The organism is Leucobacter weissii, assembly GCF_017565745.1.
GTDB classification, from domain to species: Bacteria; Actinomycetota; Actinomycetes; order Actinomycetales; family Microbacteriaceae; genus Leucobacter; species Leucobacter weissii.
The window spans coordinates 184,734-204,233 of the sequence record NZ_JAGDYM010000005.1; the positions used below are offsets into that span (position 1 = coordinate 184,734).

Genomic DNA, 19,500 nt, shown 5'->3' on the forward strand with positions numbered 1-19,500 from the left:
GCGCCTCGAACGCGGACGACGGCTTGCCGGATCATCGCGCGGATGATCGAGCGCGGAAGGCGGGCAGGCCGCTCGCCAGCGCCGATGCCGCGGTCAGGGCGCCGCACAGCAGGAGCACGTCGCGCAGCGACGGCGCGGAGACGCCGTCGGCGAGGAGGAGCCCCGTGGCCAGCGCCACCATGAAGGTGGCCGCCAGGCGCTGGGTCAGCTGCAGGAACGAGGCGGCGACGCCGCTCATGCCCCGCGGCGCATGGCCGAGGGTGACGGCGCGGATCGCCGGCTCGCCGAGTCCGCTGCACACGCCGAGCGCCGTCTGGACCGCGGCCAGCACCGAGGCGAACGCCCAGCCCCCGAGCGCGGTCGTCGCGAGCGCGAGCACTCCGAGTCCCGCGGCCTCCGCCCCGACCGCGAAGGTGACCGCGCTCGGGCCGAGCCGGGTGAAGACGCGGGAGCTGAAGCGCGCGGCGATCATCCGCGCCAGCGCGCTCGGCAGCAGGATCAGCGCCAGCGCGAGCGCGGGGACGCCGAGCTCCTGGAGCAGGTAGATGGTCGCGGCGGTGGTGGAGGCCAGCAGGCTCCCGAACCAGAGCAGGGCGACGAGGTTGCCGGCGAGGAAGCCGGTCGAGCGCATGAGTGGCGGCGCGAAGAGGGGCATCCGGCCCGAAGCGCGGTAGCGCCGCTCCCACCAGACCAGCCCGAGCCCGAGCCCGACGACCGCGCCGGCAAGCGCCGGGAGCGCGGACGCCGGAAGCCCCGGCTCGACGGCGGGGAGCGTGACGACGACCACGAGCGCGCCGAGCAGAGCGATCCCCGGCAGATCGAGCGATACGCGGGTCACGGCGGGTGCCGCGTCACCGGGCAGCCGGCGCCAGGCGACCCACATGGTCGCGGCGATGAAGGGCGCGGGCAGGAGCAGGATCGCCCGCCAGGCGAGTTCGGGCGGCAGGGCGAGCAGCGCGGCGCCCGCGAGGATCGGCCCGGCGACCGCCGCGGCCGCGCCGGCCGCGGTGTAGGCGCCGAGCGCGCGCACCCGCCCGCTGCCCGCGTAGCGGTCCTGGATGAGGCCGAGCACCTGGGCGCTGATGAATCCGGCGCCGAGTCCCTGCACCAGCCGTCCCCCGACCAGCAGGGCGATCCCGGGCGCCGCGGCCGAGAGCAGGGCGCCGAGCAGGAAGAGGGCGAGCCCGGCGAGCAGCAGCCCGCGGCGCCCGTAGGCGTCGCCCAGGCGTCCGGCCGGAACGAGGCCCAGACCGAAGGTCAGCGAGTAGGAGGCGAGGAACCACTGCACGTCGGAGGCGGATCCGGCGAGCCCCGCGGTCACCGCAGGGGCCGCGTAGGCGATGACGGCGGAGTCGACGAGCGTGGCGAAGCCGGCCCCGACGCAGCACCACAGCGCCGCGGACCCGCCGCGGTCGGTCACCCCGCGGCCGGTGCGGAGGGGGGCGCGATGCCCGGGCGCAGCTCGCCGGCCTCGATGCGGACGGGCAGCCGGTTCTCCGGCGGCGGGAACGGGCAGGTCGCGCTCGCCGAATAGGCGCAGGGCAGATTCGTGGTGCGGTTGAAATCGATCTCGACGGTGTGCTCCGAGACGCGGGTGACGGAGACGAAACGCGCGGCCGGGAAGGTGAGATCCTCCCCCGTGCGGTCCGCGAAGATCGCGCGAAGGGACTGCGCGTCCGGATCGCCGAAGAGGGTGAGCCGCAGCGTCGTCCCGCCGATCTCGAACTCCGCCGTGCCCGGCGAATCATAGTGCTGCTTCGCCTCGGGGCCCGCCGCGGAGGCGACCTCGACCGCGTCGCGCGGCGCGGGGACGAAGCGGGCCGTCACCAGCCAGTCCGGGCGAGGGGGGAAGGTCGCGGTCCCCGCGTATCCGGTGCGGTCGGGCGACGCGGGATCCCGCGGTCGCAGCGCGATCCGTCCGCTGCGCGCGGCCAGCTCGATCCGCTTCTCCCCCCAGTCGAGCTGCAGCGACTCGATGCCCGAGAGCGGCCCGAGACGCGCGACGCCCTCCGACGCCGCCTGTAGCGGAGCGCCGGAGGAGGTGCGCACGGCGGAATCCGGGGGGAGCACGACGGTCACGACCCCGTCGCGGTCGGCGCTCCACCGCCCCGGTACGCCGGGGAACTCCTGCGGGGCGTCCGTGAGCCAGTGCAGCGCGGTCGCGCTGAGCGGTCCGTGCGGCGCGACCCTGCCACGCTCGACCTCGGCGTGCCAGGCCTCGTGAGCGGCCGCGAAGTCGTCCGGCTGCGCTGCGTGTTCGGTCGTCGGCATGGTGGCTCCCGGTCTCCTCGATATGCAGGGGTACGCCGGTAGACAACCACGGCCCGTGCAAGAGGATTCCGAGTATGTCGCCGTGTGTCGCCCGAGGGCCCCGCCCCGGCGAGTGCGCTTGCGGCGCGGGCGCCCGGCATGGCATACATGGATGCATGACGCGGGCAGAACGACGACGCGCCGACCGCATCGTGGTCGGCGGCGGGGTCATGGGGCTCGCCGCCGCGGCGGAGCTCGGCCGTCGCGGCGCGTCCGTCCTCCTCCTCGAGCGCTTCGAGCCGCACCACGAGCGCGGCGCCTCGCACGGCGCCACGCGCAACTTCAACAACGCCTATGCGGAGGCCGACTACCTCGACCTCTTCGCCGAGGCCCGGGGGCTGTGGCGGCGCCTCGAGGCGGAGACCGGGCGCGCACTGCTCGACCTTGGCGGCCTCGTCACGCACGGGCCGGACGAGACCGTCTCGGCGATCCATGCGGCGCTGCGGGCGCGTGATGCGAGGGTCGAGCTGGTGAGCGCGGTCGAAGCCGGACGCCGCTGGCCGGGCATGCGCTTCGCGGGGGACGCGCTGGTGGGCCTCGATGCCGGGGTCGTGCGGGCCGCCGAAGCGCTCGACACCCTCTCCGAAGCGGCGGTGGCGCACGGGGCGGAGCTGCGCTTCGGGCATCGCGTCGTCGGCATCGACGCCGCCTCGGACGAGCGGGTCGCGGTGACCGTCGAGACCGGATCGGGGCGGCGGATCCTGGCGGAGGCCGCCGGCGTCGTGGTCGCGGCGGGGGCGTGGAGCGCTCCGCTGCTCGGCGGTGCCGGGTGCGACGGCCTCGTGCGGCTGCCGGAGCTCACGGTCACCGAGGAGCATCCCGCCCACTTCCGGGCGCGCGATGCCGGGCTGCCCTGGCCGTCGTTCAACCACATCGCGCACGACGCCGAGCTGGAGCTCCGCGGCGGGCACATCTACGGTATGGAGACGCCGGGCGAGGGCGTGAAGGTCGGCTTCCACGCGGTGGGCGAGACCGTCGATCCGGACCGCCGCCCCTTCGGGGCGACGGCGGCCAAGCGCCGTCAGCTGCGCGCCTACGTCGCCGAATGGTTCCCCGGGCTCGACCCGGATTCCGCCGCGGAGATCAGCTGCACCTACACCTCGACGGCGAGCGGCGACTTCGTGCTGGACCGCGTCGGCCCGGTGACCGTCGGCACCGGGTTCTCCGGGCACGGCTTCAAGTTCGCGCCGGCCGTGGGCCGGATCCTCGCCGATGCGAGCCTCGGGCTCGATGCCCCTCCGGGCCGCTTCCGGCTCGCGGCGCACGGCCGGTGAGCTCGTTCGGGTTCGGACGTCAGAACGTGCGGTCGAGGGCCTGCTCGAGATCTCGCAGCAGATCCTCCGGGTCCTCGAGACCGACCGAGAAGCGCAGGTGCCCGTATCTGCGGAACTCCTCGGGATACGCGGCGACGCGGGGCCCCTCCGTTCCGACGTGGGCGATCAGCGATTCGTCATGGCCCAGGGAGACCGCGGAGGTGACGACGCGGAGATGCGACACGAACCGGTTCTGCGCGTCCGGGTCCCCGTCCACCGCGAACGAGAGCACGCTGCCGTAGCCGCGCCCGCCGAATTGGCGCGACGCCAGCTCGTGCTGCGGATGACCCGGGAGGCCGGGGTAGGCGACGTAGGCGATCCGCCGATCTCTGGCCAGGAACTCGGCGATCCGCTGCGCGCTGGCGAGGTGCTGGCGCAGACGCAGCGGCAGGGTGATCGATCCTCTGCCGATCAGCCAGGCGTTGAAGGGCGAGATGGCGCCCCCGACGTCGACCAGCGCCTCCGACTTGATCCGCGCGACCGCGGCGCGATCCCCGATCACCGCGCCGCCCAGCGCATCGCCGTGACCGTTGATGAACTTGGTCAGCGAGTGCACGACGAGGTCGGCGCCGTCCTGCAGCGGCCGGTAGAGCGGGGGCGGCGTGAAGGTGGAGTCGACGGTGAGCAGCGCGCCCGCATCGTGCGCGATCGCCGCGATCGCCGCGATGTCCACGACTTTCGTGGTGGGGTTGCCGATCGTCTCGACGTGGATCAGGCGGGTGTCGTCGCGGATCGCCGCACGCACGGCAGCCGGATCCGACGCGTCGACGAACGTCGCCGAGATGCCGTACTTCTCGGGCAGCAGCTCGGCGAACAGCCGCCAGGTGGCCTCATAGCTGACGTCGGTGATGAGCACGTGGTCGCCCGCGCGCAGGAAGGTGAAGAAGACCGCGTGCAGCGCCGCGACGCCGGTCGCGAAGACCGCCGCCGCCTCGGCCTCCTCGAGGGCGGCGAGCTTCTCCTCGAGCGCCAGCTGGTTGCTGTGGGAGTTGCGGGCGTAGAGGGGGAGCTCGGTGCCCGACCAGTCGACGGTCGAGGGATCATCGGGCAGCGCGTAGGAGTTGGCGAGCACCAGCGGCGTCCGGATCGCCCCGGTCCCCTCGTCCACGCGGTTGCCTGCGTGCACCGCGCGCGTCGCGAAGGAGAGCGAGGACGGTGCGTGCTTGTCGGGCAGGTCGCGGGACTCGGTCATGGCTCCACGCTACCGCCCGCCCGGACCCGGCGCCCCATCGTGACGAACTGTGTAGGTGGCCTGCTCCGGCCCGCGCGACCGGACTCAGCGCCCGAGCAGGTCCAGGAGCGCGGCGGCGATCTCGCGCTTCGAGCCCTCCGCCCGCAGCACCGGCTCGCCGCTCCGATCGAGCACGCGCACGGCGTTGCGCACCGATTCGAAGCCCTCGGTCCAGCCGACCCGATTGACCACGAGCAGGTCCGCGCCCTTGCGCTCGGCCTTCGCCCGCCCGAGCCCCAGCAGCTCCTCTTCGCTCTCCGCGGTCTCCGCGGCGAATCCGACGATGGTCTGACCCGGCTGCCGGCGGGCCACCAGACCGCGCAGGATGTCGGGGTTCTGCACCAGTTCGATCGTCGGGGGCGCGTCCGGATGGTCCGCCTTGCGGATCTTGCCGGGGGAGACCCCGGCCGGGCGGTAGTCCGCGACGGCCGCCGCCATGATCACGATCGCGGCCGCTGCCGCCGCCGCCTCCATCGCCGCCTGCAGCTCGGCCGCCGTGCCGACCGGGGTGATCCGCACCTCCGGGGCGCCGTCGAGCTCCTCCAGCACCGCGGACTCCACGTTCGCCGCGACGAGCTCGACCGAGGCGCCCCGCTCGGCGGCGGCGCGCGCGATGGCGACGCCCTGCCTGCCGCTCGAGCGGTTGCCGATGAACCGCACCGGGTCGATCGGCTCCCTCGTGCCCCCCGCGCTCACGACCAGGCGCACGCCGCCGAGGGGCCGGTCGGCGGCGTCGACGGCCGCGCCGGCATCGTCATCCTCGTCGCCGCCGTCGTTCCATCGCGCGTCGGGCGTCCGCCGCGCCGCCGCGTCCCGGATCGCCGCGAAGATCTGCTCGGGCTCGCTCATGCGCCCGGGGCCGGTGTCCGTCCCGGTCAGACGGCCGCTCGCGGGGCCGACGAGCACGACGCCGCGTTCGCGCAGGATCGCGACGTTCCGCCGGGTGGCCGGGTGCTCCCACATCTCGGTGTGCATCGCCGGGGCGAGCAGGATCGGCGCGCGGGTGGTCAGTACGGTGTTGCCCAGCAGATCGTCCGCGATCCCGGCGGCCAGTCGCGCGATCGTGCTGGCGGTGGCGGGGGCGATCACCACGAGGTCGGCCTCCCGGCCCAGGCGCACGTGGCGCACCTCCGCGGCGTCGTCGAACACGGAGTCGGTGACGGGGCGGCCCGTGATCGCCTCCCACGTCACCCTCCCCACGAAGCGGAGCGCCTCGGCGGTCGGGATCGCCTGCACCTCGTGGCCGGCCTCGACCAGCAGCCTGGCGAGCCCCACCGCCTTGTACGCCGCGATGCCGCCGCACACACCGAGTACGATTCTCATGACTTCATCCTTACACAATCCTCAACACAGCCGAGCAGTCGGACCGAGCCCGATCGCCCGCTCGATGGGGTCGAGGGCTCGGGGTATCGGGAGAGCGCATGTGCACAGTGGTCGTCGAGGTGCCCGCATCGCCGGACGGGTCGTTGCGGCTGCTCGCGGTGCGGGACGAGGAGCCGGGCCGCGCCTGGGATCCGCCCGGCAGATGGTGGCCCGACCGTCCGGGCACCGTCGGGGTCCGCGACCGGCGCGCGAACGGCGCCTGGCTGGCCGCGTCCGCGGAGCATGGGCGGCTGGCGGTCATCCTCAACCGCGCGGCGTCGGACGCCCATGGCCGCCCGGAGGCGTCGAATCGTCTCGCCTCCCGCGGCGAACTGGTGCTGGACGACGTCGAGGGGGCGCGGCTCCGGCGGCCGCGCACGGCGAACTTCAACCTGGTATCGGTCGAGGGGACCCGCGCGAGCGTGACGGGGTGGGACGGCGCGGAGCTGACATCCTCCAGACTCGCCCCCGGGGTGCACATGATCGCGCACCACGACGTCGACGACGCGGCGCGCACGCCGCGGATCGCCAGATGGCTGCCGGAGTTCCGGGCGCTCGCCGGTGCTCCCGGGCCGGAATGGCGGGAGCGGTGGCTGTCGATCCTGCGCCGCAGCGCGGCATTCGCGCCCGAGGACGACCGCGCGATCATCCGCGACAACCGCTCGCACGGCTATCCGACGCTCTCGCTGCTCGTCTGCCTGGCGGAGCTGGATCCGGAGCCCGCCGGAGCGGGCCTGCGGCTCGACGCGGCGACGCTCGCCGAGCCCGCCCGCCTGGGGCGGCTCGACTTCGCGACGACGCGGCTGTGACCGGCCGCCGCCCCCTCCGTCGGGGTCAGTCGCCGAGAGCGAGCTCGCGCAGGGCCGCGGCGACGCGGCTCCGCTGCGGAGCGCTCAGACCGAGAAGGGGCCGGGGCAGGCAGTCCCGTGCTGCGAGCCCCAGATCCTCCGCGATCGCCGCGACGACGCGCAGGCTTCCGCCGCACTCGGCGAACAGCCGCCAGATCGGCGCGAGGCGCGCCGACGCGGCCTCCGCCTCGCCGGCATCTCCGGCCTGAGCCGCGCGGGCGATCCGGAGCGCGGGCTGGGGCAGGATGCCCCCGAGCACCGAGTACCAGGCGTCGCAGCCGGCGTTCAGGCCCGTCGCGGCGCGCGCGTCGCCGGAGATCCCGATCGTGACGCGGCGGGGAACGACGTCGCGGATCTCGCGCACGCGCGTGCGAGCGGCGGCGGCGTCTTCGGGCACGCCCGGGATCTTGATCGAGGCGATCCCCGGCAGCTCGGCGATCCGGGCGTAGAGGCCGGTCGTGAAGGCGAAGCCGGTGGTGCCGGGATTGTCGTACACGATCACCGGCAGGTCCGTGTGCTCCGTCACGGCCCGGAACAGCTCGAGCACCTCCTCCGGGGCGAGCGGCTGGTAGCTCACCGGCGCCAGCAGGAGGCCCCGGGCGCCGGCCGCCTCGGCGTCGCGGACGTTCTCGAGCACCCGGGAGGTGCGGAGCGCGCCGACGCCGACGATCACCGGCACGCCTCCCGAGTGGTCGACCGCCAGTCGCGCCACCCGGGCGCGCTCCTCGCGCGAGAGGTAGGCGTAGGATCCGGTGGACCCGAGCGCGGTGATCGAGTCGACCCCGGCCGTAGCGAGCCGTTCCACGATGCGGACGAACGCGGGTTCGTCGACGGCGTCGTCGGCGAGGGGCGTGAGCGGAAAGGCGCTGAGGCCGGTGAACGGCGCGCCCGGGGACATCGGCTACGCTCCGTCCGGGACGTGCGCGAGGCCGAGGGCCGGATCGCCGTACACGGATCGCACCTCCGCGATGACGACGCGGTACCGGCCGAGCCACTCCGTATGGCGGCGCTTCGCCACGCCGTGGGCGTCCATGCCGACGAGCTCGCCGAGGGACTCCAGGCTCGACCAGTAGTACACCTCGGCGTGCAGGCCGGTCTCCTCGTCGTGCCAGGCCTCCTCGCCGAGGAAGCCCGGGATCCGTCGCGCTCGCTCGGCGATCTCGTCGTCGAGGCGATGGAACCGGTCGTCCAGTCGTTTCGTCTCGAAGATGAAGGTGGAGCTGTATCTCGGTCGGGTGCTCACGGCGCCTCCTCCGGCTCGGGTTTCGGTTCGGGTCTCGAATCGGGCCCCCGCCCGGCGCGGCTCTCCGGTGCCGCCGCGTCGGGGCCGGCGGCTCGGACGCCCCGCCGCTGCGCGCCTGCGCCTGCGAGGACGACCAGCGCGATGCCCGCGCACTGCACCGGAGAGGGGAGCTGGTGCAGCACCGCCGCGCCGATCAGCACGCCGATCGCCGGTTCGACGGCCATCAGCGTGCCGAACGCGGTGTGGGTCATGCGGCGCAGGGCGAGCATCTCGAGCCCGAAGGGCAGCACCGGCGAGAGCAGGGCGAGGCCGAGCGCGATCAGCAGCACCCGCGCGTCGAGCTGCCCGAACGCCTGGGGCGCCCCGACGGCCGCGGTCACGACGGCGGCGATCGGAATGGTGATCGACAGCCCGCTGATGCCCGAGAAGCGATCCCCGACGCGCTGGGTCAGCAGGATGTAGGCCCCCCAGCCGACGCCCGCCAGCATCGCCCAGGCGATGCCGAGCGCATCGATCCCGCCCTGCCACGGCTCGGTGAGCAGGATCACCCCGGTCAGGGCGAGCAGCGGCCAGACGAGCATCCGGCGGTCGCTGCCGCGGAGCGCGGCGACCGAGAGCGGGCCGAGGAACTCGATCGCGACCGCGGTGCCCAGGGGGATGCGCTCGATCGCCGAGAGGAACGCGGTGGTCATGAGCCCGCTCGCGATGCCCAGGCCGATGAGCGGGGCCAGATCCCCGCGCCGGATCCGCCGCAGCGGCGGGCGGGCGATCAGGACGAGGACCACCGCGCCCATGGTCAGGCGCAGCCACGAGGTGCCGGCCGCTCCGATCTCGGCGATGAGACCGACCGAGAGCGCGCTGCTGAGCTGGATCATCAGCATCGCCGCGACCGCCATCGACCAGGGCGGCAGCCCGGTTCCCGGGATCCGCGCGCTCATGGCGCCGCGATCAGACGCGAGTCGACGGTCGCCGTCGCATCGAGCGCATCGACGAGATGTTCCGCCGCGGCTCGGAGCGCCCCGTCGCTCATCGGCTCGAGCGCGTCGAGGATGAAGAGCGCCGTCGTGGTCTCCCGGGAGAGCGCGGTGCGGCGGCCCTGCCGCCAGTTCCACCGCCGGCAGGTCACCCCCGCATCGTCGCGCCAGACCACCTCTCCGGGCTCCGGGTGCTCGAGGACGGGCTCGCCGTCCGCGAGGGTGTCGAACTCCTCCGAGCCCGTCGCTCGGACGAGTCTCGGGGCGCCGCGATAGCGATCCAGATCCTCCCCGCCGAGCGGCACCCGGTGCAGCACCGAGATCGCGTTGTAGGTATCGGTGAGCCGGTTGACCCGGGGCAAGCCAGATGCGGCGCGGCGCAGCAGAGCCTCCAGGCTGTTCCGGGTGCGCTGCGGATTCGCGCCGAACGCGCGGTAGGCCTCGCGCCAGGCCGAGACCTGCGGGATCCCGGTCACCTCCCGGTCCGCCAGGGCGCGCCGGGCGGCCGCTTCGGCATCGCTCAACAGCGCCTCGCTCGCCGCATCGCCGGGCCCCGGTGCGATCCCGGCTGCGGCGACCAGCAGCACCCGGTAGTCCGGCCGGAGGGCGAAGACCTCCGGGGCGACGGAGGCGCGGTCGACCGCGGCGCACCGGCTCGGGGAGCGGTCAGACATGAGAGGACTCCCCTCGTCGGCCGGCGCCCACGCCGGGCTCGTACACGGTCATGGAGAAGCGGGTGGTCGTCGTGCCGGGATTGGCGTAGGCGTGCGCCTCGTCACCCGCGAAGGTCAGGGCGTCTCCGGCGTCGAGCACGAACGACTCGTCCGCGAGGGTCACGGCGAGCCGTCCCTCGATCACCTGCAGCAGTTCCCGCGTGCCGCTCGCGTGCGCCTCGCTCTCGTGCGCGTCCCCCGGGGCGAGGAGCCACTCCCACAGCTCCACCACGTCGGGCGGTTCGGTCCCGGCCACCAGCACGGCGCGGCCTCCCGACGGGCTCGACCAGAGCACGACGCCGGAACCGGCGCGAGTCAGCTTCGGCCGGTTCCCCTCGAGGGGGGCCACCAGGGACGGCAGGCCGATCCCCAGCGCATCGCTGAGCCTCAGCAGCGTCCCGATGCTCGGATTCACGGCTCCCTGCTCGACGTTCACGATCATCCGCCTGCTGATCCCGGCGACCTCGGCGAGGCGGTCCAGCGTCCAGCCCCGCGCGGTCCGCTCGCCGCGCACCCGTGCGCCGATCGCGGTCGCGAGGTGTTGCGCATCCGAGTCCATAGGTGCACGATATTGCATCTCTGGTGCAACGGCAAGTGCTCGGTATCGACCGACCGGCGCCCGAGGCGCTCGTCCGCGGGTACACTCGGGCCCATGAGCACCCGCGATCTGCCCGCCCGGCTCGGCGATCTGCCGAGCATCGGGAGGCCGGCGACGTCGGCGCTCGCGGCCGAGGGCATATCGACCCTCGAGGAACTCTCCGGGCGGACGGAGGCCGAACTGGCCGCGCTGCACGGCGTCGGCCCGAAGGCGATCCGACTGCTGCGCGAGGCGCTCGAGGAGGACGGACGGTCGTTTGCGGGGCCGTAGACGGTTCGCGCCCGGCCCTCGGCGCGGATCCACCGGCCCGCGCGGCGCCGGGCGGCCCGTCGGTGCTAGCCTCCGATCATGACCGCAACGCATCACCGCATCGACTACGTCGAGCTCACCGTGACCGACCTGGCCGCGGCCAAGGCGTTCTACGCGGCCGCATTCGGCTGGGAGTTCAACGAATACGGGCCCGGCTACGCGGGCATCCGCGGGCGGGACGGAGAGGCCGGAGGGCTGTACGAGGCTGCGGAAGCGCGCCCTCACGGAGGACCGTTCGTGCTCCTCTTCTCCGAGGATCTGGAGGAGAGCGGCCGGGCGATCGAACGCGCGGGAGGGACGATCGTCGACGGCCCCTACGGGTTTCCCGGCGGCCGGCGGCTGCATTTCACGGATCCCTCCGGGAACGAGCTCGGAGTGTGGTCCCGGGACTAGGGTGCGTCTCGCCAATCCTGCGTCCACTGCGCGAACCCGCCGAGCTCACCCGTGCCGCTGGCGGTCCGACTCCCGCGTCAACGCGGAGATGCCTGTGCCGTCCCGGGAACGGGGAGGCGCAGGCATCGAGCGGCGGATGGGGGATTCGAACCCCGCCCTGCCGTTTGGGGCGACGCATCGCGTTGCGCGGCCACGGCGCGCCGCGCGTTTTCGCGCAGCGTTTGGGGTTCAGGTTGAGCCCTCTTCCGATGCGAGAGGCCCCCGCGTGAGCGGGGGCCGGGAGTGGCGGATGAGGGATTCGAACTCGCGAGGGCACGGGAACTTGCTGCTCCAAGCGGCTACCTCACGCCGCATGATTTCAACGATTCTCAGGTGTACATCTGTGGATAACTGCGCCTAGCTACAAGCAATTACCCAGCCGGTAGCACATCGTCTAGCACATGAGAGGTGCGGGGTCTCCGGCGCTCAACCATCTATACGTATCGCCACCGTATAATTCCGGGATTATGCATCAATAGCTGCATCCCAAGTTAACCAGCATCATCTTTCAGGATATGCGGAAGATACCCAAGATCATCAAGTTGACGGACGAGGAGAGGCCCCAGCCTCCCACCCAGCAGATTTAAGTGGTAAGTTCTTCCACCTGGTCGCTCTTGTGCTAGGAGGTTCTTCTCCAGCAGCCCTCGAATTGCGATAGATCGCTGAGATGCCGTTCCAGGGAAAGCAGGTTGCAAATCGCCTGCCCTAACTAATATTTTCTGCATTGCGATTCTAAGTGCATACGCCTCTGAGAGACTCGCTCCACCCGACGCAACAAGACGATCGATTGCAGGGCCAACCAAGGAGTTCTGCACAAAATCAAAGTCTTGAAGCTTCGACAACCGTTCAAGGTCGGTATGAATTCCTCGCACAAAAAAAGTGCACCATTCTACAGTTCCTTGATTTGTCAAATTATCCGCTGCGGCCAAAGCGGCGTAGTAGCCATCTCTGTCATTACCAAAAACAGCAGTTGGGTTTACGGCTCGCAATCCGATCGGGCTTACGAAGCCGTGTCGTCTAAGCATCGCGTATGAAAGGAGTCTTGATACACGCCCATTTCCATTGCGAAAAGGGTGTATCCATAAGAACCTGTGATGAGCTATCGCAACATGGAGCATGTGCTGCGAAGTTGGCAGACTACGATTAGCGAAGTCCAACCAGTCACTCATCTCAGCGTGCACTTGTAGATGGGAGGGTGGAAGATGATCGGCCTTGCTGATCTCGACATCCACCCCTCGATATTTCCCTGGGTTGGGATCTCCTTCCCTAGTCAAATTATCAACCGAGATCCGGTGGAGTTCTCTCACAATCGCGTGAGTAAGCGGGCCCTCCGGATCCATCTGATCGATAAAACTCATGGCCTTTTGTATGTTGTCAACTTCACGTTGCCCTTCAGAAGGATCCGGTTCAGAGATTGCGCGGATTGCCTCATAAATAGTTGTACGGTTACCTTCAATACGAGCAGACACAACACTCATCAGCACTTGAAAAAGCGTATGAAGTGACACCAGAAACTCAGGTGGGGTAGTTGCAGTGACACCAAAGTTGCCTCGGAGGCGCTCCAACTCGAATGCGCGAATAATCAACTCCGAGTCAGTGGCCACAGAGGGGAACTCGTATTTACCCAGAGGGAGATCATCATTTTGCATTACAATCCACAACTATTTGTCTACTGCGGCTCAATTTCAACGCAGAACGGCCATTTCGCCACCAACTAATTAGTCTACTCTGCAGACATCATTTGTTCTAGCGAGCTAAAGTTACTTCAATTTTGCGCACTTGCAGCGGGGCCTCAGTCCGAAAGCTGGCCCCTCGAACGTATCGAATCGATAACCCCGATCAAGCTCCTCGCACAGGCTCGCTAAGCTCTCGCTCATGAGCAATGACGTTCCTGCCGGCTGGTACCCCCATCCTGATCCTGCACGTTCCGACACGGTGCGATGGTGGGACGGAAGCAACTGGTCAACGCTTGAGCACACCGATTTCAGTGGAGTAGACGTTAACCGACTATCGAAGCGGGAAGCCAGAGCGACGATTTCGCAGCTTCAGGACACCATTCGCTCACTTGAGGATGTCATCAACCGTCACGGCCTTCGCGAGTACGAAGATTTCACGACCTGGCGACAAGAGCGCCTCGACGGCTTGAATAAGTATCACGCAGACGTCGCGGAGGAAGTCTCTCGTCGACAGAGTGAGAAGGCCTCGCTCATCGAGAAGATCACGGAGCTTAAACGAGACGTAGTGGCGCTATCCTCCACGCGAGACTTTCAGGATGTCGGCTACTTTGAATTCGAGCATCCGGCAGAAGCCTCCACAACGCTTGCTACGGAACTTGAGCATGTGCGAAGCAGAATCAAGGACATGATCCGAGACAAGTCGGCAGCCGATTACAACTACAGCTTCACGTTCAACAACTCAACGGCACAAGGCAAGCGCTTTGTGAATGCGCTCACTCGGTTGATGCTCCGCGCTTACAACGCGGAGGCAGAAAATGCCATCAAGGCCACGAAAGCCGGGAATCTGCAGACCGCGCAGGCTCGGCTCTCTCGAGCCGCCGATCAGATCGCGAAGAACGGGCAGATGATTGACCTCCGTATCTCTCCCGAGTTTCATCGTCTGAGGCTCAAGGAGATCGAACTCGCGCATCGTCACATGAAGGCGCTCCAACAGGAGAAAGATCTGGAACGCGAACGTCGCGCTGAGCTCAGAGAACAGCGCAAGGCAGAACAAGAACTCAAACGCGAGCAAGAGCGCCTTGAGAAAGAGAAGGCCCACTACCAAGCGACCCTCATAGCTTTGCGAGCAAAAGGGGACGAAGAAGGTGTCGCGCGAATGCTCGCAAAACTCGAGGATGTCGAACGCGCGATCGTCGACGTCGACTATCGCGTCGCCAACATCCGGGCCGGCTACGTCTACGTTATCTCGAATGTCGGTTCGTTCGGCCCCAAGGTTGTCAAGATCGGTATGACTCGACGGCTCGACCCGATGGATCGAGTTCGCGAACTCGGAGATGCTTCGGTACCGTTCCGCTTTGATGTGCACGCGCTGTTCTTCGCTGACGACGCGGTAGCAATCGAGAACATGCTGCATAAAGAGTTCTCACACGTCAGAATCAACCAGGTCAATATGCGCCGTGAGTACTTCGAGACCACTCCAGACGCGGTGCTTGATGTACTGAAGAAGCACGCCGTCGAAGTATTGGAGTTCCGAGTAGAGGCACCAGCTGAAGAGTATATTGAGAGCATTGCTCGACGCACTGCCCTACTTCCAGAACAACCGGCACGACATGCTGAGCGAGCGTAGGCGCACCCCTGCAACCCCAGAGGGAAAGGCCCCAGGGCTCCCCGCAGAGGGCACCCGTCATGCCTGAGGCTGGTTTTTCTGGGTGCATGAGGAGAGGGTACAAGTGTTGGTAACTTACAGCCGCTCTTTCAGACGCGTTCGCAGTGTTGCGGCAAGCGGTGCGACTGGGGGCGACCTGCCCCCAAGGCAATGCGGAACCCCGCAATGCAATCGGATCGAATGCCTCTAGTATTGCCGCATGCGCCGAATACTGTTTGTTGCAGCTACGTGCCTCGCTTCAATCACATCGTGCGCAGCCGACCCCACTGCACACGAAACAGGTTCAGTTGAACTCACGGGCGCGCTCATAGGTGATGACTACCAAGTCCTTGAAGACGCCACCATTGAGTCGTACCCCGCGAGCGAGGAATCGTTCCTGATGATCAAGATTCAACGCACTAACGAAGAGCATGGGAATCAAACGCCCATGCTTATAGCAACATTAAGTACAACGGCCGGCTCAGTGGTTGGGTCTGTCTGATTAACGGTGTGTGGGGTCCGGCGGGTTTCATTAGTGAGTGGTTCTCTCGAACCGTCCGGCGAAGGTGATCGCGAACGCGTTGAGCGCGGGCTTCCACCTCATCACCCAGCGTGCCCTGCCGCCGCCGGTTGGGCCAAGCGACCGGGTCACGAGATACAGGCACTTGAGCGCCGCAGCCTCATTCGGGAAATGACCGCGGGCGCGAACTCCTCGGCGATACCTCGCGTTGATCGACTCGATCGCGTTGGTCGTACAGATCACGCGGCGGATCTCGACGTCGTACTCCAGGAACGGCGCGAACTCCGCCCAGGAGGTCCGCCACAACTGCACGATCGCCGGATACCGCTCACCCCACTCGGCCGCGAACTCCTCGAACCGATCCTTCGCCGCAGCCTCGCTCGGAGCCGTATAGACCGGTTTGAGGGACTTCGCGATCGCATCCCGATGCTGCCGCCCGGCGTAACGGAACGAGTTGCGGATCAGGTGGACGATGCACTGCTGCACGACCGTCTGCTCCCAGGTGGTGTTGATCGCCTCCGGGAGACCTTTCAGCCCGTCGCACACAGCGATGAACACGTCCTCGACACCTCGGTTCTTCAGCTCGGTGAACACCTGCAGCCAGAACCTCGCGCCTTCCGCGCCATCCCCGGCCCAGATCCCGAGAATGTCACGCTCCCCGTTCGTCGTGACGCCCATGACGACATAGAACGGGGTATTCCGGACTTGTCCGTCGCGGACCTTCACGACGATCGCGTCGACGAAGATCACCGGATAGATAGCATCCAACGGCCTGCTCGCCCATTCCGCGAGCTCACCGGCGACTTTCTCGGTGATCCGGCTGATGGTGTCCTTAGAGACCTTCGCCCCATAGACCTCGTCGAAGTGCGCGGCGATCTCACCGGTCGTTAAACCTCTCGCGCTGAGGGAGAGCACGATCTGGTCGACCCCGTCCAGTCGGCGCTTCCGCTTGGGCACGATCACCGGCTCGAACGAGCCGTCACGATCCCTGGGGACCTCGATCTCGACCGGGCCGATCTCGGTGAGCACCGTCTTCACCCGGGTCCCGTTACGCATGTTCTCACCAATCGGGGTGCCCCCGTGATCATGTCCGAGGTGCTCGGACAGTTCCGCATTCAGCGCGGTCTCAAAGACATTCTTCGTGAGCTGGTTCAGCAGGCCACCCGGCCCGATCAGGCTCACGCCCTGTTCCTTCGCCTGCGCCAGCAGCCGCTCGGCGAGGTCTTTCTGATCAATGATTTCCCCGGTCACAGGATCAATGATCTCGTCTTCTAATAGTTCGGTCGTGTCAGCCACGGCCATCTCCTTTCGGATCAAGCCGGACCCTCACACACCGTTTTTCTGACAGTCCCGAACCCGACCATGCAGCGCGCCGCTGCCAATCGGTTCTCAGCCCTTCTCGACCAGGCCTAGCACATGAAACGGCACATGGAATAGAAAAAGCCCCTGACCTCGGCAGCTAAGTGCCTGGTCAGGGGCTATTTCCTGTCGGTGGCGGATGAGGGATTCGAACCCCCGTAGGCATTGCCAGCTGATTTACAGTCAGCCCCCTTTGGCCGCTCGGGTAATCCGCCGTGGGAAGCGCCCGGCACCGGGCACAGCCAAGAGTCAACAATACCGCCTCGGCAGGCGCAGGGGAAATCAGGCCCCGGAAGTCTCCTCGGGAGCCCGCCCGGGAGCCCGCTCGCGGCGTCTTCGCCGGGGCACCCGCGGCGGCCGTGCCAGGATGGGTGCATGAGCACGCGATCAGACGGCATCGTCCTCCATCGGGCGGACCGGATCGAGGACATCCCTCCCCGCACCTTCTACGGCATCGCCCGGCTGCGCCAGGAGGTGTTCGTCGTCGAGCAGGCGTGCGTGTACCTGGATCTCGACGGTCGCGACCTCGAGCCGGGCGCGATCCAGCTGTGGGCCGAACCGTCGACGTCGTCGGGCGAGGGCGGAGAGGTGATCGGCACCGTGCGGATCCTGGACGAGACGGACCGCGAGCCGGGACTGCGCTCGATCGGGCGCGTCGTCACGGCACGGTCCTCTCGCGGTCGCGGCATCGCGGCCCGGCTCCTGAACGCCGCGATCGAGGCCTGCGAGGGGCATCCCGTCCTCATCCACGCCCAATCCCAGCTCGCCGGGTGGTACGCGGGCTTCGGCTTCGCGCCCTCGGGCGAGGAGTTCGTCGAGGACGGGATCCCGCACACGCCGATGCGGCGCGAGTAGGGCGGGTCCCGCGACTCCGCACAGGCTGCGGAATCGGGGGACCCGCCCTCCCTACTCCACGCGCACGTCGGAGCCGAGGATCTCGGTCATCGCCTCGATCTGATCGGCGGAGCTCACGCCGAAACGCGTCTGCCGGAGGAGATCATCCGCAGTGGACAGAGGAGTCAGGCTCAGCTCGCGGCGGGCGAGCAGGTCGCCCGCGGCCTCCTCCTCCGCGCTCCACTCGTAGTGCATGTAGGTCAGCACGGCCGCGGGGTCGGAGACCGTCGCCGGCTCGTCGCCCTCGCCGGGAACGACCTCGAACGAGGCCACCACGCCCGTCAGCTGCGGCAGCGCCAGCTGCGTGCTGAGCATGTTGCCGAGGGAGTACCAGACCAGGGTGCGGCCGCCGTCCTCGCGGTCGAGCCATTCCACGGGCTGCAGCACGTGGGGCCCGGTGCCGAGCACCACATCGGCGCCGAGATCCGCGACCCGCTGCGCGAAGGCCCGCTGCTGCTCGTTCACCTCATGCGAGTCCTCGGTGCCCCAGTGCGCCGAGACCAGGACGAGCTCGGCCCGCTCCCGCGCCTCGCCGATCAGACGCTCCACCAGCGCCGTGTCTCCCATCATGTTCAGAGACGTGCCGTCCACCGGCGCGTTGGAGTACTCGGCGAACGACACGAGCGCGGTGGTCACGCCGCGGACCTCGCCGTACTCGATCGTCGACTGCTCCTCGGCCGAGCGGTTGGCGCCCGAGATCGAGAGCGGGTCGAGCCCGTCCCACACCTCGCGGGTCGCCGCGATCCCCGCGGTCCCCTTGTCGGCCATGTGGTTGTTCGCGAGGTTGATCAGGTCGCAGCCGACCTCCTCGCGCAGATCCTTCGCGAACTGGGCGGGCGCGTTGAACGTCGGGTAGCCGCTGATGCCCAGATCGGCTCCGGCGCTCGGCACCTCCTGGTTGCAGAACACCGCGTCGGCGTCGTCGAGCAGGGGCAGGATGCCGGTGAAGAAGCGCCCGTAGTCGTATCCGCCCTCGGATCGCCTCGCGTTCTCGTTCACCGAGTCGTGAGGCAGCATGTCGCCCATCGCCGCGATGCGGATCGGCGGCTCCGCCTCCGGTTCCGTCGCGGGCTCGGGAGCAGGCTCCTCGCCCGCTCCGGGCGCCGACGGGATCGGGGCGGAGGAGACCGGCGCGGCGTCGCGGCCGCCGTTCAGCAGCAGGACGGCGCCGACGACGACGGTGCTCAGGACGAGGGCCCCGAGCGCGAGAATCGCGATCAGTCGGTTGCGGCGTCGCGCGCGCTGCTCAGGAGCCATCGGGCCTCACTCCGCGTATCCGGGGGCCGGGGGGAGATCGAAGAACTCCTCCAGGGTCTCGGTGCCGGTCTCGTGCATCTCCCGCGCGAGATCCTCGCCGACGTAGCGCAGATGCCAGGGCTCGTAGGTGAAGCCGGTGATCTCCTCCGACCCCTCGGGGTAGCGGATCACGAAGCCGTGCTCCTGGGCGTGCTCGGCGATCCACGCGCCAGCCGGGGTCTCGCCGAAGCAGGCCGCGAGATAGCAGTCGCCGTGATCGTCGAGATCGACGGCGAGGCCCGTCTGATGCTCCGAATGGCCGGGACGGGCCGAATAGGTGTCGGCCGCGTCCCGCCCATCGCGGGCCACATAGCCGTCGTAGAGGCTCTGCTGCGTGCCGTAGTCGCGGTAGGCGCTGATGATCCAGAGCCCGTGGCCGGCGCGCTCGGCCGCCGCCACCAGCTTCTCGACCGCGCGTGCGGCGGGTCGGCGCAGCGGCTGACCCCACTCGTTCTCGACGTTCTCCGGGATCACCAGGTCGTCGGGCGCGAAATCCGCGGGATCGAGGGGGCGGAGCTTGTTGGAGACCACCCAGATCGAGTCGGGATCGTCGATCGAGCGGGCGGAGGCGTCGAAGCTCGGCTCGGGCTCCGGTTCCGCGGTGGGCTCGACCGTCGGAGCCGGAGCCGTCGGGGACTCCGGGGCCGGCGCGGGCTGAGCCGTGGACGCCGGTGCGCAGCCGGCCACGAGCAGAAGCGCGCCGACGCCGAGGATCGCCGCGAGCGTCGGTTGGCGGAGGGCGCGGAGGCTCATGGGGCAATCCTAGCGCCGCGGGGG

General features: G+C 69.0%; 19 protein-coding genes and 1 tRNA gene. 6 read left to right on the top strand and 14 right to left on the bottom strand.

The features are described from left to right. Positions 1-31: 31 nt before the first annotated feature. Complete coding sequence (locus J4H92_RS05365; RefSeq protein ID WP_208096901.1) at positions 32-1,420, bottom strand: MFS transporter; 1,389 nt, start codon at positions 1,418-1,420, stop codon at positions 32-34. After that, on the bottom strand, positions 1,417-2,271 hold the full coding sequence (locus J4H92_RS05370; protein WP_208096903.1) for a DUF1684 domain-containing protein: 855 nt from the start codon (positions 2,269-2,271) through the stop codon (positions 1,417-1,419). The genes J4H92_RS05365 and J4H92_RS05370 overlap by 4 nt, the downstream gene beginning before the upstream one ends. Positions 2,272-2,426: 155 nt before the next feature. Between J4H92_RS05370 and J4H92_RS05375 the strand changes: the two genes are divergently transcribed. Then, positions 2,427-3,584, top strand: a complete 1,158-nt coding sequence (locus tag J4H92_RS05375; RefSeq protein ID WP_208096905.1) for an FAD-dependent oxidoreductase — start codon at positions 2,427-2,429, stop codon at positions 3,582-3,584. A 19-nt stretch (positions 3,585-3,603) separates the two neighbouring features. Here J4H92_RS05375 and J4H92_RS05380 read toward each other — a convergent pair whose 3' ends face one another. Both J4H92_RS05380 and J4H92_RS05385 read right to left on the bottom strand, forming a co-directional pair. Continuing rightward, positions 3,604-4,815 (bottom strand): trans-sulfuration enzyme family protein, encoded by a 1,212-nt coding sequence (locus J4H92_RS05380; RefSeq protein WP_208096907.1) that lies wholly within the window; start codon positions 4,813-4,815, stop codon positions 3,604-3,606. Positions 4,816-4,899: 84 nt separating this feature from the next. Continuing rightward, complete coding sequence (locus tag J4H92_RS05385) at positions 4,900-6,177, bottom strand: bifunctional phosphopantothenoylcysteine decarboxylase/phosphopantothenate synthase (RefSeq protein WP_208096909.1); 1,278 nt, start codon at positions 6,175-6,177, stop codon at positions 4,900-4,902. 98 nt (positions 6,178-6,275) lie between these two features. Between J4H92_RS05385 and J4H92_RS05390 the strand changes: the two genes are divergently transcribed. After that, complete coding sequence (locus J4H92_RS05390; protein WP_208096911.1) at positions 6,276-7,025, top strand: NRDE family protein; 750 nt, start codon at positions 6,276-6,278, stop codon at positions 7,023-7,025. Between the two features lie 25 nt (positions 7,026-7,050). On the opposite strand, the gene J4H92_RS05395 is transcribed toward J4H92_RS05390, so the two are convergent. The 5 genes from J4H92_RS05395 to J4H92_RS05415 are packed head-to-tail and all read right to left on the bottom strand — an operon-like array spanning position 7,051 to position 10,553. Further along, a complete protein-coding gene (locus J4H92_RS05395) occupies positions 7,051-7,962 on the bottom strand; it encodes a dihydrodipicolinate synthase family protein (protein WP_208096913.1) in 912 nt (303 codons plus the stop codon). A 3-nt stretch (positions 7,963-7,965) separates the two neighbouring features. Beyond that, positions 7,966-8,307, bottom strand: coding sequence for a hypothetical protein (locus tag J4H92_RS05400; RefSeq protein WP_208096915.1), 342 nt, complete (start codon positions 8,305-8,307; stop codon positions 7,966-7,968). Next, entirely contained in the window at positions 8,304-9,245 is a 942-nt protein-coding gene (locus J4H92_RS05405) for an EamA family transporter (protein WP_243752019.1), read from the bottom strand. The genes J4H92_RS05400 and J4H92_RS05405 overlap by 4 nt, the downstream gene beginning before the upstream one ends. Then, a complete protein-coding gene (locus J4H92_RS05410; protein ID WP_208096917.1) occupies positions 9,242-9,955 on the bottom strand; it encodes a B3/B4 domain-containing protein in 714 nt (237 codons plus the stop codon). The genes J4H92_RS05405 and J4H92_RS05410 overlap by 4 nt, the downstream gene beginning before the upstream one ends. Further along, positions 9,948-10,553, bottom strand: coding sequence for a helix-turn-helix domain-containing protein (locus tag J4H92_RS05415; protein ID WP_208096919.1), 606 nt, complete (start codon positions 10,551-10,553; stop codon positions 9,948-9,950). The genes J4H92_RS05410 and J4H92_RS05415 overlap by 8 nt, the downstream gene beginning before the upstream one ends. A gap of 93 nt (positions 10,554-10,646) precedes the next feature. Between J4H92_RS05415 and J4H92_RS05420 the strand changes: the two genes are divergently transcribed. Together J4H92_RS05420 and J4H92_RS05425 are read left to right on the top strand one after the other, a co-directional pair. Next, a complete protein-coding gene (locus J4H92_RS05420; protein WP_208096921.1) occupies positions 10,647-10,862 on the top strand; it encodes a helix-hairpin-helix domain-containing protein in 216 nt (71 codons plus the stop codon). Positions 10,863-10,940: 78 nt separating this feature from the next. Further along, on the top strand, positions 10,941-11,294 hold the full coding sequence (locus tag J4H92_RS05425) for a VOC family protein (RefSeq protein WP_208096923.1): 354 nt from the start codon (positions 10,941-10,943) through the stop codon (positions 11,292-11,294). Positions 11,295-11,824: 530 nt separating this feature from the next. Here the strand turns inward: J4H92_RS05425 and J4H92_RS05430 are convergent. Next, positions 11,825-12,937 (bottom strand): Fic family protein, encoded by a 1,113-nt coding sequence (locus J4H92_RS05430; protein ID WP_208096925.1) that lies wholly within the window; start codon positions 12,935-12,937, stop codon positions 11,825-11,827. A 271-nt stretch (positions 12,938-13,208) separates the two neighbouring features. Here J4H92_RS05430 and J4H92_RS05435 point away from each other — a divergent pair, with 271 nt between their 5' ends. Beyond that, positions 13,209-14,636 (top strand): SNIPE associated domain-containing protein, encoded by a 1,428-nt coding sequence (locus tag J4H92_RS05435; protein ID WP_208096927.1) that lies wholly within the window; start codon positions 13,209-13,211, stop codon positions 14,634-14,636. A 550-nt stretch (positions 14,637-15,186) separates the two neighbouring features. Here J4H92_RS05435 and J4H92_RS05440 read toward each other — a convergent pair. Further along, positions 15,187-16,437: an IS256 family transposase gene (locus J4H92_RS05440; protein ID WP_424960862.1), complete on the bottom strand. Its 1,251-nt coding sequence runs from the start codon at positions 16,435-16,437 to the stop codon at positions 15,187-15,189. A gap of 229 nt (positions 16,438-16,666) precedes the next feature. Beyond that, positions 16,667-16,748: transfer RNA gene (locus tag J4H92_RS05445), tRNA-Tyr, on the bottom strand. A gap of 160 nt (positions 16,749-16,908) precedes the next feature. Between J4H92_RS05445 and J4H92_RS05450 the strand changes: the two genes are divergently transcribed. Further along, positions 16,909-17,388 (top strand): GNAT family N-acetyltransferase, encoded by a 480-nt coding sequence (locus tag J4H92_RS05450; protein ID WP_208096930.1) that lies wholly within the window; start codon positions 16,909-16,911, stop codon positions 17,386-17,388. 51 nt (positions 17,389-17,439) lie between these two features. Here the strand turns inward: J4H92_RS05450 and J4H92_RS05455 are convergent, their stop codons facing one another. Both J4H92_RS05455 and J4H92_RS05460 read right to left on the bottom strand, forming a co-directional pair. Next, the gene (locus J4H92_RS05455) at positions 17,440-18,684 is read right to left on the bottom strand and encodes a CapA family protein (protein WP_208096932.1); all 1,245 of its coding nucleotides are present in this window, start codon (positions 18,682-18,684) and stop codon (positions 17,440-17,442) included. Positions 18,685-18,690: 6 nt separating this feature from the next. Further along, entirely contained in the window at positions 18,691-19,476 is a 786-nt protein-coding gene (locus J4H92_RS05460) for a M15 family metallopeptidase (protein ID WP_208096934.1), read from the bottom strand. Positions 19,477-19,500: the final 24 nt, after the last annotated feature.